This is a genomic window from Pseudomonas sp. S3E17 (assembly GCF_024168685.1).
Lineage (GTDB): Bacteria > Pseudomonadota > Gammaproteobacteria > Pseudomonadales > Pseudomonadaceae > Aquipseudomonas > Aquipseudomonas marginalis.
The window spans coordinates 6,190,626-6,208,298 of the sequence record NZ_JALJWE010000001.1; the positions used below are offsets into that span (position 1 = coordinate 6,190,626).

Consider the following 17,673-nt stretch of genomic DNA (forward strand, 5'->3'; position numbering starts at 1 on the left):
TGAATTGCGAATCTGCCGCATTTTGCGGCAGTTTGTTTATTGCCAGTTGGAATAAGAAAGGACTTCATGAAACGTCTGCTGCTAACTGCGGTTCTCACCGTATTGATGATCGCCGAAGTTCACGCCGAGTCCTTCACCATCTCCGATATTCGCGTCAACGGCCTCCAGCGGGTTTCCGCGGGTAGCGTCTTTGGTGCCTTGCCGTTGAACGTCGGGGAACAGGCTGATGACCGTCGCCTGGTGGAATCCACTCGTGCGCTGTTCAAAACCGGGTTCTTTCAAGACATCCAACTGGGTCGCGAAGGTAACGTCCTGGTTATCACCGTCGTCGAGCGACCTTCCGTCGCCAGTATCGAGATCGAAGGCAACAAGGCGATCTCCACTGAAGACCTGATGAAAGGCCTGAAGCAATCCGGCCTGGCCGAGGGCGAGATCTTCCAGCGCGCCACCCTTGAGGGTGTGCGTAACGAACTGCAACGCCAGTACGTTGCCCAGGGCCGCTACTCCGCGACCGTGGAGACGGAAGTCGTGCCGCAGCCTCGTAACCGTGTCGGCCTCAAGGTCAACATCAACGAAGGTACCGTGGCGGCCATTCAGCACATCAACGTGGTTGGCAACACCAAGTTCGCTGATGAAGACCTGATCGACCTGTTCGAGCTCAAGACCACCAATTGGTTGTCGTTCTTCAAGAACGATGACAAGTACGCCCGCGAAAAACTCTCCGGTGACCTGGAACGCCTGCGCTCCTACTACCTGGACCGTGGCTATATCAACATGGATATCGCTTCGACCCAGGTGTCCATCACCCCGGACAAGAAGCACGTCTACATCACTGTCAACGTCAACGAAGGCGAGAAGTACAAGGTTCGTGACGTGAAGCTCAGCGGCGACTTGAAAGTGCCTGAAGACCAGGTCAAGGCCCTGTTGCTGGTGCAGAAAGACCAGGTGTTCTCGCGCAAGCTGATGACCACCACGTCCGAACTGATCACCCGTCGCCTGGGTAACGAAGGCTATACCTTCGCTAACGTCAACGGCGTGCCTACCCCCCACGATGAAGACCACACCGTGGACATCACCTTTGTCGTCGACCCAGGCAAGCGTGCCTACGTGAACCGCATCAACTTCCGTGGCAACACCAAGTCTGCGGACGAAGTGCTGCGCCGCGAAATGCGCCAGATGGAAGGTGGCTGGGCATCGACTTACCTGATCGACCAGTCCAAGACCCGTCTTGAGCGCCTGGGCTTCTTCAAGGAAGTGAACGTCGAAACGCCAGCCGTACCGGGTGTGGATGACCAGGTTGACGTGAACTACGCCGTGGAAGAGCAAGCGTCGGGTTCGATCACCGCCAGTGTCGGTTTCGCACAGAGTGCCGGCCTGATCCTCGGTGGTTCCATCACCCAGAACAACTTCCTGGGTACCGGTAACAAGGTGTCCATCGGCCTGACCCGAAGCGAATACCAGAGCCGTTATAACTTCGGTTATGTCGACCCCTACTGGACTGCCGACGGCGTGAGCCTGGGCTACAACGCCTTCTACCGCACCACCGACTACAAAGACCTCGACGTCGACGTAGCCAGCTATGCAATCGACAGCCTGGGCGTAGGCGCCAACATCGGTTACCCGATCAGCGAGACTTCGCGCCTGACCTTCGGCCTGACTGCGCAACAGGATGAGATCAAGACCGGTGTGTACACCGTGGACGAGATCTTCGACTTCACTCGCAAGGAAGGCGACAAGTTCCTGAACTTCAAGGCGTCCGCCGGCTGGTCCGAGTCGACCCTGAACAAAGGCGTGCTTGCCACCCGTGGCCATTCCCAGAGCCTGACGCTGGAAGCAACGACGCCGGGCAGCGACCTGTCGTTCTTCAAGCTCGACTACCGTGGCCAGTTGTTCCAGCCGTTGAGCGATAACTACACCATGCGCCTGCACACCGAGCTGGGCTATGGCGACGGTTATGGTTCCACCAATGGGCTGCCGTTCTACGAGAACTACTACGCGGGTGGCTTCAACTCCGTGCGGGGCTTCAAGGACAGCACCCTGGGTCCACGTGGTACACCGAGCCGTGGCGTTGGTGTGACCGGTAACCAGGGCACCGTCGCTGACTCCGACAACGACCCTCTGCCATTCGGTGGTAACGTGTTGATCCAGGGTGGTGCGGAAATCCTGTTCCCGCTGCCGTTCGTCAAGGATCAGCGGTCCCTGCGTACTTCGGTCTTCTGGGATGTGGGTAACGTGTTCGACTCCAAGTGCGAACAGATCACCAACCCAAGCGGCGTGAAGTCACGGACTGAGTGCAACGACGTGAGCCTCAGCAACCTGGCGAGCTCGGTGGGTGTCGGTGTGACCTGGGTGACCGCGCTTGGCCCGTTGAGCTTTGCTCTGGCCATGCCGATCAAGAAACCGGATAACGCTGAAACCCAGATTTTCCAATTCTCCCTCGGCCAGACGTTCTAAGCGTCTGACCCAAGATAACGACAACGGATTCTGTAGGAGTACATCGTGCGTAAGTTGACTCAATTGGTTCTGCTGGCCACCGTGCTGGTAGCCACCCCGGCCTTCGCCGAAATGAAAATCGCCGTCCTGAACTATCAGATGGCCCTGCTGGAATCCGATGCGGCCAAGAAATACGCCGTGGATGCGGAGAAAAAATTCGGTCCGCAACTGACCAAGCTCAAGACGTTGGAAAGCAGCGCCAAGGGTATCCAGGACCGTCTGGTAGCGGGTGGCGACAAGATGCAGCAAGGCGAGCGCGAGCGTCTGGAGCTTGAGTTCAAGCAAAAGGCCCGTGACTACCAGTTCCAATCCAAGGAGCTGAACGAAGCCAAGGCTGTTGCCGACCGTGAAATGCTGAAACAGCTGAAGCCTAAACTCGACAGCGCCGTGGAAGAAGTCATCAAGAAAGGTGCCTTTGACCTGGTGTTCGAGCGTGGCGCAGTGATTGACGTCAAGCCTCAATACGACATCACCCGTCAGGTGATCGAGCGCATGAACCAGCTGAAGTAAGCCATGACCGCGACTATCAAGCTCGGCGAGTTGGCCGAGTTCCTGGGAGCCACCTTGCGTGGTTCCCCGGAGAAGGAAATCACTGGGCTAGCCACCTTGCAGGAGGCTGGCCCAGCTCAGTTGAGCTTCCTCGCAAACCCCCAATACCGTAAATACCTGGTCGACTGCCAGGCCGCAGCCGTGTTGCTGAAGGCTGCTGACGCCGAGGGTTACGCCGGGGATGCCCTGGTAGTGGCTGACCCCTACCTGTCGTACGCGAAGGCGTCGCATCTGTTCGATCCGAAGCCCAAGGCAGCAGGTGGTGTTCATCCGTCTGCGGTTATCGCCGATGATGCCCAGGTTGACCCTGCGGCCAGCATCGGTGCGTTTGCGGTGATCGAGAGCGGTGCACGCATCGCGGCCGGTGTAACGGTCGGTGCGCATTGCTTTATCGGCGCTCGCTGTGTAATCGGCGTCGACGGTTGGCTGGCACCTCGCGTGACCCTGTACCACGATGTGCGTATCGGTGAACGTGTGGTCATTCAGTCGGGTGCCGTGATCGGCGGTGAAGGCTTTGGCTTTGCCAACTCGAAAGGCGTCTGGCACAAGATTGCCCAGGTCGGCGGCGTATTGATCGGCGACGACGTGGAAATCGGTGTCAACACGGCGGTCGATCGCGGGGCCTTGGCCGATACCGTGATCGGTAACGGCGTGAAGCTCGACAACCAGATCCAGATCGCCCACAACGTGCAGATTGGCGATCACACCGCCATGGCCGCCTGTGTAGGCATTTCCGGCAGCACCCGAATCGGCAAGCATTGCATGCTCGCCGGTGGCGTAGGGCTGGTGGGGCATATCGATATTTGCGACAACGTTTTCATCACCGGCATGACCATGGTCACCCACTCGATTACCGAGCCGGGTGCCTATTCTTCCGGTACCGCCATGCAGCCTGCAGCTGAATGGCGCAAGAGCGCAGCACGTTTGAGGCAGCTCGACGACATGGCTCGACGTCTCAAACAGCTGGAAAAGCGTGTTGGGGACGTGACCCCTGGCGGTAATGCTTCATCAGAAGGCTGATACCATTTCCATATCAAGTGTGCACAGCCGCTAGACTGCCTCCTTGATTTGCTAGCGGGGCGTGCGTTTAGTCGCCCGCCCCCAATCTTTATTACAGGCTTCCCCCCGAAATGATGGACATCAACGAGATTCGCGAATACCTGCCCCACCGTTACCCGTTCCTGCTGGTGGACCGTGTAGTGGACCTCAATGTTGAGGAAAAGCGCATTCGTGCCTACAAGAATGTCAGCATCAACGAACCGTTCTTCAACGGTCACTTTCCCGCGCATCCCATCATGCCGGGCGTATTGATCATCGAAGCAATGGCCCAGGCTGCCGGTATCCTTGGTTTCAAAATGCTCGACCTCAAGCCTGCCGACGGCACGCTTTACTATTTCGTCGGCTCCGACAAGTTGCGCTTTCGCAACCCGGTTACCCCGGGTGACCAGTTGATCCTGGAAGCCAAGTTCATCAGCTGCAAGCGCCAGATCTGGAAGTTCGAATGCCAGGCCTCGGTAGATGGCAAGCCGGTGTGCTCTGCCGAGATCATCTGTGCGGAACGCAAACTATGAGTTTGATTGACCCTCGCGCAATCATCGATCCGTCGGCCGTACTGGCCGCCGACGTTGAGGTCGGCCCCTGGTCGATCATCGGCGCAGGTGTGGAAATCGGCGAGGGGACTGTCATCGGGCCGCACGTGATCCTCAAGGGTCCGACCCGCATTGGCAAACACAACCGCATCTACCAGTTTTCCTCGGTAGGCGAAGACACCCCGGACATGAAGTACAAGGGTGAAGAAACCCGCCTGGTAATCGGTGATCACAACATCATCCGTGAAGGCGTGACCATTCACCGTGGCACCGTGCAGGATCGTGCCGAGACCACGCTGGGTGATCACAACCTGGTCATGGCCTATGCCCATATCGGTCATGACAGCGTGATCGGCAACCACTGCATCCTGGTCAACAACACCGCGTTGGCTGGCCATGTACACGTTGACGATTGGGCGATCCTGTCCGGCTTTACCCTGGTGCATCAGTATTGCCATATCGGCGCCCACAGCTTTTCCGGCATGGGCACTGCCATCGGCAAGGACGTTCCGGCGTTCGTCACGGTGTTCGGCAACCCGGCCGAAGCCCGCAGCATGAACTTCGAAGGCATGCGCCGTCGTGGCTTCAGCGAAGAGGCGATTCACGCCCTGCGCCGTGCCTACAAGGTGGTCTACCGTCAGGGGCTGACGGTAGACCAGGCGTTGATCCAACTGGCCGAGCCGGCAGCGTTGTTTCCGGAAGTCGCGGTGTTCCGTGACTCGATCCAGGCATCGACCCGCGGCATCACTCGCTGATCATGGCTACTCTGCGTATCGCGCTGGTGGCCGGAGAAGCTTCCGGCGACATTTTGGGCGCAGGTCTGATGCGGGCACTCAAGGCCCGGCACCCTGCGGTGGAGTTTATCGGCGTCGGCGGCCCGCTGATGCAGGCCGAAGGCCTCACGTCGTACTTCCCCATGGAGCGTCTGTCGGTCATGGGTCTGGTCGAAGTGCTGGGTCGCCTGCGTGAGCTCCTGGCTCGTCGCAAGCTGCTGATCCAGACGTTGATCGAAGAAAAGCCCGATGTCTTTATCGGCATCGATGCGCCGGACTTCACCCTCAATATCGAACTCAAGTTGCGTCAGGCCGGGATCAAGACCGTGCACTACGTCAGCCCCTCTGTGTGGGCGTGGCGGCAGAAACGTGTGTTGAAGATCCGCGAAGGCTGCGACCTGATGTTGACCCTGTTGCCGTTCGAAGCCAGGTTCTACGAGGAGAAGGGTGTGCCAGTGCGGTTTGTCGGGCATACCCTGGCTGACAGCATTCCTTTGCAGGCTGATCGTGCAGCCGCGCGTGCTGAACTGGGCCTGCCCGACGGCCCGCTCGTTGCGCTGATGCCGGGCAGTCGAGGCGGCGAAGTGGGCCGTCTTGCCAGCGTGTTTTTCGATGCTGCCGAGCGCCTGCAAGCCTTGAAGCCCGGGGTACGTTTTGTGTTGCCCTGCGCCAGCCCGCAACGGCGTGCACAAATCGAGACACTGCTGGTCGGTCGCAATCTGCCATTGACCCTGCTCGACGGCCAGTCGCACCTGGCCCTGGCGGCCTGTGATGCGGTGCTGATCGCTTCGGGTACCGCGACCTTGGAGGCCCTGCTCTACAAGCGCCCGATGGTCGTGGCCTATCGCCTGGCGCCGCTGACCTTCTGGATTCTCAAGCGCATGGTCAAAAGTCCTTACATCTCCTTGCCCAACTTGCTGGCCCAGCGCTTGTTGGTGCCGGAATTATTGCAGGACGATGCAACCCCCGAAGCCCTCGCGCAAACCCTATTGCCCTTGATCGATGGCGGCGAAGAACAGACCCGTGGTTTTGACGACATCCACCGCACCCTGCGCCGTGATGCATCGAACCAGGCGGCCGACGCCGTATTGACCTTGATCGGCCAAAAACAGGAAGCTTTATGAGCACGCAAATAGGCCTGGATTTCAGCCTCGTTGCCCAAGCCCACGAACTGGTGGCCGGTGTTGACGAAGTGGGGCGCGGCCCGCTGTGTGGTGCGGTGGTTACGGCGGCCGTGATCCTGGATCCGAACCGCCCGATCCTGGGCCTCAACGACTCAAAGAAACTCACCGAAGCGCGTCGTGAAAAACTCTACGACGAAATCTGTGAAAAGGCCCTGAGCTGGCATATCGCCCGGGCCGAAGTCGAAGAAATCGACGAATTGAACATTCTGCACGCCACGATGCTGGCCATGCAGCGTGCCGTTGAAGGCCTGCATATCACCCCAAAACTGGCGATGATCGACGGCAACCGTTGCCCGAAGCTGGCGATGCCGGCTGAGGCGGTGGTCAAGGGCGATAGCAAGGTTCCAGCCATTGCCGCCGCGTCGATCCTGGCCAAGGTCAGCCGAGACCGTGAAATGGCTGCCTTCGAATTGATTTACCCCGGTTATGGGATCGGGGGCCATAAAGGCTATCCGACGCCCGTTCATCTGGAAGCCCTGGCCCGTCTCGGCCCAACGCCTATCCATCGGCGCTCGTTTGCCCCGGTGCGCCAGGCGTATGAGCTGCGCGAGAACCTCAGCGAGGTTTAGTCGCAAGGCTGATGTTTTTGCCAAGGCCCGGTACAATCCCGGGCCTTGTTGTTTCTAAGTTTCTGGACAGGATCACTATGCCGGCTTCATTCGTTCACCTGCGCCTGCACACTGAATACTCCCTGGTCGACGGCCTTGTACGGATCAAACCGCTGGTCAAGACCCTGGTGGGCATGAACATGCCTGCGGTCGCGGTTACCGATCAGAACAACATGTGCTCCCTGGTCAAGTTCTACAAGAACGCCATGGGCGCCGGCATCAAGCCGATCTGCGGCGCCGACCTGTGGCTGTCCAACAAAGACCCGGATAACCCCCTGAGCCGCATCAGCCTGCTGGCGATGAATGGCGTGGGTTATCGCAACCTCACCGAATTGATTTCCCGTGGCTTTATCGACGGCCAGCGCAACGGCTCGATCATCATCGAGCGCGAATGGGTCGCCGAGGCCAGCGAAGGCCTGATCATGCTGTCGGCCGCCAAAGAAGGCGAGATCGGTATCGCGCTGCTGGGCGGTAATCCCCATGAAGCCGAAGTGCTGGCGAGGGAGTGGATGCAGGTCTTCCCCGACCGTTTCTACCTGGAAGTCCAGCGCACCAACCGTCCCAACGATGAAGAGCATCTGCACGCCGCCGTAGCCCTGGCCGACAAGCTGGGCGCACCCTTGGTGGCGACCAACGATGTGCGCTTTATCAAGAAGGAAGATTTCGAGGCCCACGAAACCCGCGTGTGCATCGGCGAAGGCCGGGCCCTGGATGACCCGCGCCGCTCCAAGAACTATAGCGAAGAGCAGTACCTCAAGAGCGCGGACGAAATGGCCGAGCTGTTCAGCGACCTGCCCGAGGCCCTGGAAAACTCCGTCGAGATTGCCAAGCGCTGCAATATCGAAGTGAAGCTGGGCAAGCACTTTTTGCCCAACTTCCCGATTCCCGATGGCATGACCATCGACGAGTATTTCCGCAAGGTGTCGTTTGATGGTCTGGAGGAGCGGCTCTCCGTCCTGCTGCCCAGGGACACCACCGAAGATTACGAGGCCAAGCGCCAGGTCTATGTCGATCGGCTGAATTTCGAGCTGGATATCATCATCCAGATGGGGTTCCCCGGTTACTTCCTGATCGTGATGGACTTTATCCAGTGGGCCAAGAGCAACGGCGTGCCGGTAGGTCCGGGCCGGGGGTCGGGTGCCGGCTCGCTGGTCGCCTATGTACAGAAGATCACCGACCTTGATCCACTGGAATATGACCTGCTGTTCGAACGGTTCCTGAACCCGGAACGGGTCTCCATGCCCGACTTCGACGTCGACTTCTGCATGGACGGTCGCGACCGTGTGATCGAATACGTGGCCGAGAAATACGGCCGCAACGCCGTGAGCCAGATCATCACCTTCGGTTCCATGGCGGCCAAGGCGGTTATCCGTGACGTAGCGCGGGTGCAGGGCAAGTCTTACGGCCTGGCGGACCGCCTGTCGAAGATGATCCCGTTCGAAGTCGGCATGACCCTGGAAAAAGCCTACGAGCAGGAAGAGATCCTGCGCGACTTCATCAAGGTCGATGAAGAAGCCGCCGAAATCTGGGAGATGGCGCGCAAGCTCGAAGGCGTGGTGCGTAACGTCGGTAAACACGCCGGTGGCGTGGTCATTGCGCCGACCAAGCTGACTGACTTTTCGCCTATCTATTGCGATGAAGAGGGCGGCGGCCTGGTCACCCAGTTCGACAAGGACGATGTGGAGGCGGCCGGCCTGGTGAAGTTCGACTTCCTCGGCCTGCGGACCCTGACGATCATCGACTGGGCACTCAAGACCATCAACCGCGACCGCGCCAAGGTCAACGAAGAACCGCTGGATATCGCCTTCATCCCGCTGGACGACAAGCCCACCTACACCTTGCTGCAAAAAGCCGAAACCACGGCGGTGTTCCAGCTTGAGTCCCGCGGCATGAAAGAGCTGATCAAAAAGCTCAAGCCCGACTGCCTGGAAGACTTGATCGCACTGGTGGCCCTGTTCCGTCCGGGCCCGCTGCAATCGGGCATGGTGGATGACTTCATCAACCGTAAGCACGGCCGTGCCGAACTGGCGTATCCGCACTCCGACTACCAGTACGAAGGCCTCAAGCCGGTATTGGCGCCGACCTACGGCATCATCCTGTACCAGGAACAGGTGATGCAGATCGCCCAGGTGATGGCCGGCTACACCCTCGGTGGTGCGGACATGCTGCGGCGGGCCATGGGTAAGAAAAAGCCCGAGGAAATGGCCAAGCAACGCGGCGGTTTCATTGAGGGTTGCGCCACCAACAATATCGATGCCGACCTGGCCGGTAACATTTTCGACCTGGTGGAAAAATTCGCCGGTTATGGCTTCAACAAATCCCACTCCGCCGCCTACGGCCTGGTGTCGTATCAGACCGCCTGGCTGAAAGCCCACTACCCGGCGCCGTTCATGGCTGCGGTACTCTCGGCGGATATGCACAACACCGACAAGGTCGTGACCTTGATCGAAGAAGTGCGCACCATGAAGCTGCGCCTCGACGCGCCGGACGTGAACGCCTCGGAGTTCAAGTTCACGGTGAACGACGAAGGTCGCATCATCTATGGCCTGGGCGCGATCAAGGGCGTGGGCGAAGGCCCGGTGGAAGCCATCACCGAAGCGCGCCAGGACGGGCCGTTCAAGGATCTGTTCGACTTCTGCGCACGGGTTGACCTCAAGCGCATCAACAAACGTACCCTCGACGGCCTGATCCGCAGCGGCGCGCTCGACCGTCTCGGCCCGTATTTCCACGATGAGCCGAAGGCGTATCAGGCGAATATCGATCGCAATCGCGCGGTGCTGCTCACCGCCATGGAAGAAGCGATCAAGGCCGCCGAACAGACCGCCCGCACCCATGACAGCGGCCACGCCGACCTGTTTGGCGGGTTGTTCGTCGAAGAAGATGCGGACGTGTATGCCAACCACCGCAAGGCCAAGGAGCTGACCCTCAAGGAACGCCTCAAGGGTGAGAAAGACACCTTGGGCCTGTACCTCACCGGTCACCCGATTGACGAATATGAAGGCGAGATCCGTCGTTTCGCCCGTCAACGCATCATCGATCTGAAACCGGCGCGGGATACCCAGACCGTCGCCGGCATGATCATCGCCCTGCGGGTGATGAAAAACAAAAAGGGCGACAAGATGGGCTTTATCACCCTCGACGACCGCTCAGGCCGGATCGAGGCGTCGCTGTTTGCCGACGCCTTTCATTCCGCGCAGTCGCTGCTGCAGACCGACGCCATGGTGGTGGTGGAAGGGGAGGTCAGCAACGATGACTTCTCCGGCGGCTTGCGCCTGCGGATCAAGCGGGTGATGAGCATGGAAGATGCGCGCACCAACCTGGCCGAAAGCCTGCGCCTGAAGGTGAAGACCGAAGCCCTCAAGGGCGATCAGCTACGCTGGTTGGGTGACCTGCTCAAGCGCCATCGCGGCGCCTGCCCGGTGACCATGGAGTACACGGGCAACGACGCCAAGGCCATGTTGCAGTTTGGCGAGACGTGGCGAATTGATCCCGCTGACGGCTTGATTCAAGCTTTGCGTGACCAGTTCGGTCGTGACAACGTCTTCCTCCAATACCGTTGACGGTCAGGACGCCTGACCTCGGCTGAACATTTAATCTCGACCTAAACGCGCCTCTCCCTTAAGGTAGGGCGCGAATAGACAACCGGCTGGCCAGGCAACCCTTGGCCGTCGACCCAAGACGGACGCTTATGAACCCGAATTTTCTTGATTTCGAACAGCCGATCGCTGACCTGCAAGCCAAGATCGAAGAGCTGCGCCTGGTCGGCAATGACAATTCGCTGAATATCGGCGATGAGATCGCTCGCCTGCAAGACAAGAGCAGCACGCTCACCGAAGACATCTTCGGCAAGCTGACCAGCTGGCAGATCGCGCGCCTGGCCCGCCACCCGCGCCGTCCGTATACCCTGGACTACATTCAGCACATCTTCACCGAGTTCGACGAGCTGCACGGCGACCGCCATTTCTCCGACGACGCGGCCATCGTGGGCGGTATCGCTCGCCTGGACGACCAGCCGGTCATGGTCATCGGTCACCAGAAAGGCCGTGAAGTGCGCGAGAAAGTACGCCGCAACTTCGGCATGCCGCGTCCGGAAGGTTACCGCAAGGCGTGCCGCCTGATGGAAATGGCCGAGCGCTTCAAGATGCCGATCCTGACCTTTATCGACACCCCGGGTGCTTACCCGGGTATCGATGCCGAAGAGCGCAACCAGAGCGAAGCGATTGCCTGGAACCTGCGGGTGATGGCCCGCCTGAAAACCCCGATCATCGCCACCGTGATTGGTGAAGGTGGCTCCGGCGGTGCACTGGCCATTGGCGTCTGCGATCAGCTGAACATGCTGCAATATTCGACCTACGCGGTGATCTCGCCGGAAGGTTGCGCCTCGATCCTGTGGAAAACCGCAGAAAAGGCGCCGGACGCTGCCGAAGCCATGGGCATCACTGCCGATCGCCTCAAGGGCCTGGGTATCGTCGACAAAGTGATCGCCGAGCCATTGGGCGGCGCCCACCGCGACCCGGTCGCCGCTGCTGCCACTATCCGTGCCGAGCTGGGTTCGCAACTGGCGATGCTCAAGAAGCTGGATAACGAAGCGCTGCTGGCCCGTCGCTACGAGCGCCTGATGAGCTACGGTCTGTAAGCCGACGCCGTAATTTATGTGGGAGGGGGCTTGCCCCCGATTGCAGGGTCTCAGTCACCACATCTTGTGACTGACCCACTGCTATCGGGAGCAAGCCCCCTCCCACATTTGCTTTGTGTATGCTTGGTCTACGTATTCCAGATTTGCGGCGGTAACGTTTGATGAAACCAACCTTGCCCGCCAAGCTCCTGCAAGCCCTGTCCCCCTGGCGCAACGCCCCGGCCTGGCATATCGCTTTCTCGGGTGGGCTTGATTCCACTGTCCTTCTGCATCTCCTGGTCATCCTGGCAAAATCCGAAACATTACCGCCCCTCAGCGCTGTCCATGTCCACCATGGTCTGCAGGCTGTTGCCGACGCTTGGCCAAGCCATTGCCAGTCGGTGTGCGACAGCCTGGGCGTACCCTTGCGGGTTATGCACGTGCACGTGCAGCCCGGCGCCAGTCTTGAGCGTGCAGCGCGTGATGCGCGTTACCGGGCGTTTACCGAGGTGATCGGGGCAGGGGAAGTGTTACTCACCGGCCAGCATCGCGATGATCAAGCCGAAACGCTGCTATTCCGCCTGCTGCGCGGTGCAGGGGTGCGAGGGCTCGCCGCAATGCCTGCGCATCGCCCGTTGGCAGGTGGTTTCCTGGTGCGGCCGTTGCTGGAGGTCTCGCGCGCCGAGCTGGAAGTCTACGCCGATGAGCATCAGCTCAAGTGGGTTGAAGATCCTTCCAACACCGATCCACGGTTCTCCCGTAATTACCTGCGTCACCGCGTGATCCCGACGCTGACGGCGCGTTGGCCCCAAGCGGTCTCCAGCCTGGCCCGGACTGCCGATCACCTCGGTGAAGCCCAGGCGCTGCTGGGTGAATTGGCCTGCATGGACCTGCAAGCCGCTGATCAGCCTTCGCGGTTTCCTTGGCTGGCGGTGCCATCATTGGACCTTGGTCCGCTGCGCGAACTTTCCGATGCCCGTCAGCGCAATGTCCTGCGCCATTGGCTGGCGCCGCTGACCCGTTTACCCGACAGCGATCATTGGGCTGGCTGGTATTCCCTGCGCGACGCCAAGGGCGACGCGCAGCCCTTATGGCGTCTGGCTGATGGGGAGTTGCACCGTTGCGGCGCACGCATCTGGTGGTTGCCTCGCGCCTGGTCGGAGTTTTCCCACGCATCGGTGAGCTGGCCTGATCCGCAAAACCCACTAGAGTTACCCGGCAATGGCCTGCTGGAAATGAGCGGCAAGGTGCCCGAAGGCCCGCTGGAGGTCCGTTATCGCCAGGGCGGTGAAATGCTTGAACTACCAGGCCGAGGCCGGCGTGACTTGAAGCGCTTGCTTAATGAGCATGGTGTGCCGGGCTTCGTCCGTGGCAGATTGCCGCTGCTGTATCGGGGCGAGCAATTGCTCGGCGTGCCCCTCCTCACTGGACTCTGGGCCGCACCGAGTGAAGCTTGGCAATTACATTGGATGCCAGAGACCTGCGATCAAGGTTTGAGCTGATAGCGCCTTTCCGGTAGACTACGCTCCCTTCTTGATACAACTTCTGTGGATTCGCCTGAATCGCAGCAGTTGCCGATTACCAAGCAGTCTTTGCTGGGCGATTCCAAAAAATGTGTAGCGATCAACGTACCGGCAGTTTCACTGCTGGTCTGTCACAACGCGGCGGTTTTTTTGAAAGGTGCACTGTGATTAATGCAGGTGATCGGGGGCTTCGGCCTCTCTTCGCTTTCCCCGGCGGCTCGGACCGCTTTAACGCAGACTTCTAGGGTTTTTCATGACGCGCTACATATTCGTCACGGGCGGTGTTGTTTCTTCATTGGGGAAAGGCATTGCCTCCGCTTCATTGGCGGCCATCCTGGAGGCGCGGGGGCTTAAAGTCACCATGCTCAAGCTGGACCCGTACATCAACGTCGACCCGGGCACCATGAGCCCGTTCCAGCACGGTGAAGTGTTCGTCACACACGACGGCGCCGAGACCGACCTGGACCTGGGCCACTACGAGCGGTTCATCCGCACGACCATGACCCAGAACAACAACTTCACCACCGGCCGTGTCTACGAGCACGTGCTGCGCAAAGAGCGCCGTGGTGACTACCTGGGTGCAACCATCCAGGTGATCCCGCACATCACCGACGAAATCAAGCGCCGCATCATCAAGGGTGCAGGCGATGCCGACGTGGCGATGGTCGAGATCGGTGGCACCGTGGGTGACATCGAATCCCAGCCGTTCCTCGAAGCCATCCGCCAGCTGCGTTTCGAAGTCGGCGCCAAGCGCGCGATGCTGATGCACCTCACGTTGGTGCCGTACATCGCCACCGCCGGCGAAACCAAAACCAAGCCTACCCAGCACTCGGTCAAGGAACTGCGTTCCATCGGCCTGCAGCCGGACGTGCTGGTATGCCGCTCCGACCATCCGATCGATATTTCCTCGCGTCGCAAGATCGCGCAGTTCACCAACGTTGAAGAACGTGCGGTGATTGCCCTGGAAGACGCCGACACCATCTACAAGATCCCGGGCATCCTGCATTCCCAGGGCCTGGATGATTTTGTGGTCGAGCGTTTCGGCCTGCAGTGCAACGGCGCGGACCTGTCCGAGTGGGAAGCCGTGGTTGACGCCAAGCTCAACCCTGAGCACGAAGTCACCATCGCCATGGTCGGCAAGTACATGGAACTGCTGGACGCGTACAAGTCGCTGATCGAAGCGATGAGCCACGCGGGCATCAGCAACCGTACCAAGGTCAACCTGCGCTACATCGATTCCGAAGACATCGAGAACCAGGGCACCGCGCTGCTCGAAGGTGTCGATGCGATCCTCGTTCCAGGCGGTTTCGGCCTGCGTGGCGTGGAAGGCAAGATCACTGCCGTGCAGTACGCTCGCGAGAACAAGGTGCCGTACCTGGGCATCTGCCTGGGCATGCAAGTGGCCGTTATCGAATTCGCCCGTAACGTGATGGGCTGGAAAGACGCCAACTCCACCGAGTTCGACAGCAAGAGCGGCCACCCGGTCGTGGGCCTGATCACCGAGTGGGAAGACGCCACCGGTGCCGTTGAAACCCGTACCGAAAGCTCCGACCTGGGCGGCACCATGCGCCTTGGCGCGCAAGACTGCCTGCTGGAGCCGGGTTCCCTGGTTCACGATTGCTACGGCAAGGACGTGATCGTCGAGCGTCACCGTCACCGCTACGAAGTGAACAATAACCTGCTGCCGCAGATCAAAGAGGCTGGCCTGAAAATCTCCGGTCGCTCCGGTGATGGCGCGCTGGTTGAAGTGGTCGAGGCCCCGGATCATCCATGGTTCGTCGCTTGCCAGTTCCACCCTGAGTTCACCTCGACTCCGCGCGACGGTCACCCGTTGTTCAGCGGTTTCGTCAAGGCTGCACTGACGCAACACCAGAAGAAGGCGTAAACCTGATGGCCCAGAAGATCATTCGCGTAGGCGACATCGAGATTGCCAACGACAAGCCCATGGTGCTGTTCGGCGGCATGAACGTGCTGGAAAGCCGTGACATGGCGATGCAGGTCTGTGAAGAGTACGTCAAGGTTACCGAGAAACTGGGTATCCCCTACGTGTTCAAGGCCAGCTTCGACAAGGCCAACCGTTCGTCCGTGACCTCCTATCGCGGCCCGGGCCTTGAAGAAGGCATGCGGATCTTCCAGGACATCAAGCAAGCCTTCGGCGTGCCGATCATCACCGACGTCCACGAGCCTGAACAGGCTGCCGTGGTCGCCGAGGTGTGCGACATCATCCAGTTGCCGGCCTTCCTGTCGCGCCAGACCGACCTCGTGGTCGCGATGGCCAGGACCGGCGCTGTGATCAATATCAAGAAAGCCCAGTTCCTCGCGCCCCAGGAGATGAAACACATCCTGAACAAGTGCGTGGAAGCGGGTAACGACCAGTTGATCCTCTGCGAGCGCGGTTCGAGCTTCGGCTACAACAACCTCGTGGTGGACATGCTCGGTTTCGGCATCATGAAGCAGTTCGAATACCCGGTGTTCTTCGACGTGACCCACGCGCTGCAAATGCCCGGTGGTCGCGCCGATTCCGCCGGTGGGCGCCGTGCCCAGGTACTGGACCTGGCCAAGGCCGGCATCAGCCAGTCCCTGGCGGGCCTGTTCCTCGAAGCCCACCCGGACCCGGACAACGCCAAATGCGACGGCCCATGCGCCCTGCGCCTGGACAAGCTGGAGCCATTCCTGGCCCAGCTCAAGCAGTTGGACGAACTGGTCAAGAGTTTTCCGACGGTAGAGACCGCGTAAGCGTTGATTCTCCGGTAGACTTTCCCACGCTTTACGCTCAGGCCTACGGGCCTGAGCCTTGTCGCCTGCAAGCCTGCCCCGTTGTTCCACCCTTGCGGTCGGTCAAAAGATTTCCTTCAGCTGCGTCGTTTTCGTCAACTTTGGAGTGTTTACAACAATGGCAAAAATCGTCGACATCAAAGGTCGTGAAGTTCTCGACTCCCGTGGCAACCCCACCGTCGAAGCCGACGTGCTTCTCGATAACGGCATCATCGGCAGCGCCTGCGCGCCGTCCGGTGCTTCCACAGGTTCGCGCGAAGCGCTGGAACTGCGTGATGGCGACAAGAGCCGTTACCTGGGCAAGGGTGTCCTCAAGGCTGTAGCCAACATCAACGGCCCGATCCGTGACCTGCTGCTGGGCAAGGACCCGCTGGACCAGAAAGCCCTGGACCACGCGATGATCAAGCTCGACGGCACTGAAAACAAAGGCAGCCTCGGCGCCAACGCCATCCTCGCCGTGTCCCTGGCTGCTGCCAAGGCGGCCGCCCAGGACCAGGACCTGCCGCTGTACGCCCACATCGCCAACCTGAACGGTACGCCGGGTGTCTACTCGATGCCGGTTCCGATGATGAACATCATCAACGGTGGCGAGCATGCCGATAACAACGTCGACATCCAGGAATTCATGGTGCAGCCGGTCGGCGCCAAGACCTTCTCCGAAGGCCTGCGCATGGGCACCGAGATTTTCCATCACCTCAAAGCCGTGCTGAAAGCCCGTGGCCTGAGCACTGCCGTGGGTGACGAAGGTGGTTTCGCACCGAACCTGGCGTCCAACGAAGATGCGCTGAAAGTGATCTCCGAAGCCGTGGCCAACGCCGGCTACACACTGGGCACCGACGTGACCCTGGCCCTGGACTGCGCCGCCAGCGAGTTCTACGAAGATGGCAAATACAACCTGTCCGGCGAAGGCCAGGTGTTCAACTCCGAAGGCTTTGCCGATTACCTCAAGGGCCTGACCCAGCGCTATCCGATCATCTCGATCGAAGATGGCCTGGACGAGTCCGACTGGGATGGCTGGAAGATCCTCACCGACAAGATCGGCGAAAAAGTCCAGCTGGTGGGTGACGACCTGTTCGTGACCAACACCAAGATCCTGAAAGAAGGCATCGACAAAAAGATCGCCAACTCGATCCTGATCAAGTTCAACCAGATCGGCACCCTGACCGAAACCCTGGAAGCCATCCAGATGGCCAAGGCTGCGGGCTACACCGCCGTGATCTCGCACCGCTCCGGCGAAACCGAAGATTCGACCATCGCCGACCTGGCCGTGGGCACTTCGGCGGGCCAGATCAAGACCGGCTCCCTGTGCCGTTCCGACCGTGTGTCCAAGTACAACCAATTGCTGCGTATCGAAGAGCAACTGGCCGGCAAAGCCAAGTACAACGGTCGCGGCGAGTTTCGCGGCTGATCGGTAAGTGGTAAAAAGTCGGTGGATTGCGTCGGAAAGATCACGAAGGTGCGAGTTTCGACGCTAATCTGATGGCTATCAAGCACAAGCCTGGTTCTTCCAGGCTTCGTGCTATCAGTTGCTGTAAAAGTTTTGCATGGCGTGTTTTTCCACTGG

13 protein-coding genes are annotated in these 17,673 nt (G+C 59.8%); all 13 read left to right on the forward strand.

What is annotated here, in order from left to right:
- Window positions 1–66 precede the first annotated feature (66 nt).
- On the forward strand, window positions 67–2,454 hold the full coding sequence (gene bamA / locus J3D60_RS28015; RefSeq protein ID WP_053137245.1) for an outer membrane protein assembly factor BamA: 2,388 nt from the start codon (window positions 67–69) through the stop codon (window positions 2,452–2,454).
- Window positions 2,455–2,499: 45 nt separating this feature from the next.
- Window positions 2,500–3,003 carry an OmpH family outer membrane protein gene (locus tag J3D60_RS28020; protein ID WP_003219314.1) on the forward strand — a complete coding sequence of 168 codons (504 nt, stop codon included), beginning with the start codon at window positions 2,500–2,502 and terminating at the stop codon, window positions 3,001–3,003.
- A gap of 3 nt (window positions 3,004–3,006) precedes the next feature.
- Window positions 3,007–4,062 (forward strand): UDP-3-O-(3-hydroxymyristoyl)glucosamine N-acyltransferase, encoded by a 1,056-nt coding sequence (gene lpxD / locus J3D60_RS28025; protein ID WP_253493509.1) that lies wholly within the window; start codon window positions 3,007–3,009, stop codon window positions 4,060–4,062.
- A 110-nt stretch (window positions 4,063–4,172) separates the two neighbouring features.
- A complete protein-coding gene (gene fabZ, locus J3D60_RS28030) occupies window positions 4,173–4,613 on the forward strand; it encodes a 3-hydroxyacyl-ACP dehydratase FabZ (protein ID WP_003172281.1) in 441 nt (146 codons plus the stop codon).
- Entirely contained in the window at window positions 4,610–5,386 is a 777-nt protein-coding gene (gene lpxA, locus J3D60_RS28035; protein WP_027604472.1) for an acyl-ACP--UDP-N-acetylglucosamine O-acyltransferase, read from the forward strand. The genes fabZ and lpxA overlap by 4 nt, the downstream gene beginning before the upstream one ends.
- 2 nt (window positions 5,387–5,388) lie before the next feature.
- Window positions 5,389–6,528 (forward strand): lipid-A-disaccharide synthase, encoded by a 1,140-nt coding sequence (gene lpxB, locus J3D60_RS28040; protein ID WP_065938776.1) that lies wholly within the window; start codon window positions 5,389–5,391, stop codon window positions 6,526–6,528.
- The gene (rnhB, locus tag J3D60_RS28045; RefSeq protein WP_065938777.1) at window positions 6,525–7,157 is read left to right on the forward strand and encodes a ribonuclease HII; all 633 of its coding nucleotides are present in this window, start codon (window positions 6,525–6,527) and stop codon (window positions 7,155–7,157) included. Before lpxB ends, rnhB begins: the two co-directional genes overlap by 4 nt.
- A gap of 77 nt (window positions 7,158–7,234) precedes the next feature.
- Complete coding sequence (gene dnaE, locus J3D60_RS28050) at window positions 7,235–10,756, forward strand: DNA polymerase III subunit alpha (protein ID WP_065938778.1); 3,522 nt, start codon at window positions 7,235–7,237, stop codon at window positions 10,754–10,756.
- 128 nt (window positions 10,757–10,884) lie between these two features.
- Window positions 10,885–11,832 (forward strand): acetyl-CoA carboxylase carboxyltransferase subunit alpha, encoded by a 948-nt coding sequence (locus tag J3D60_RS28055; protein ID WP_065938779.1) that lies wholly within the window; start codon window positions 10,885–10,887, stop codon window positions 11,830–11,832.
- A gap of 161 nt (window positions 11,833–11,993) precedes the next feature.
- Complete coding sequence (gene tilS, locus J3D60_RS28060) at window positions 11,994–13,313, forward strand: tRNA lysidine(34) synthetase TilS (protein WP_253493510.1); 1,320 nt, start codon at window positions 11,994–11,996, stop codon at window positions 13,311–13,313.
- 274 nt (window positions 13,314–13,587) lie between these two features.
- Window positions 13,588–15,219, forward strand: coding sequence for a CTP synthase (locus J3D60_RS28065; RefSeq protein WP_053137224.1), 1,632 nt, complete (start codon window positions 13,588–13,590; stop codon window positions 15,217–15,219).
- Window positions 15,220–15,224: 5 nt separating this feature from the next.
- Window positions 15,225–16,070: a 3-deoxy-8-phosphooctulonate synthase gene (kdsA, locus tag J3D60_RS28070; protein WP_027604465.1), complete on the forward strand. Its 846-nt coding sequence runs from the start codon at window positions 15,225–15,227 to the stop codon at window positions 16,068–16,070.
- Between the two features lie 157 nt (window positions 16,071–16,227).
- Window positions 16,228–17,517 (forward strand): phosphopyruvate hydratase, encoded by a 1,290-nt coding sequence (gene eno / locus J3D60_RS28075; RefSeq protein ID WP_027604464.1) that lies wholly within the window; start codon window positions 16,228–16,230, stop codon window positions 17,515–17,517.
- Window positions 17,518–17,673 lie beyond the last annotated feature (156 nt).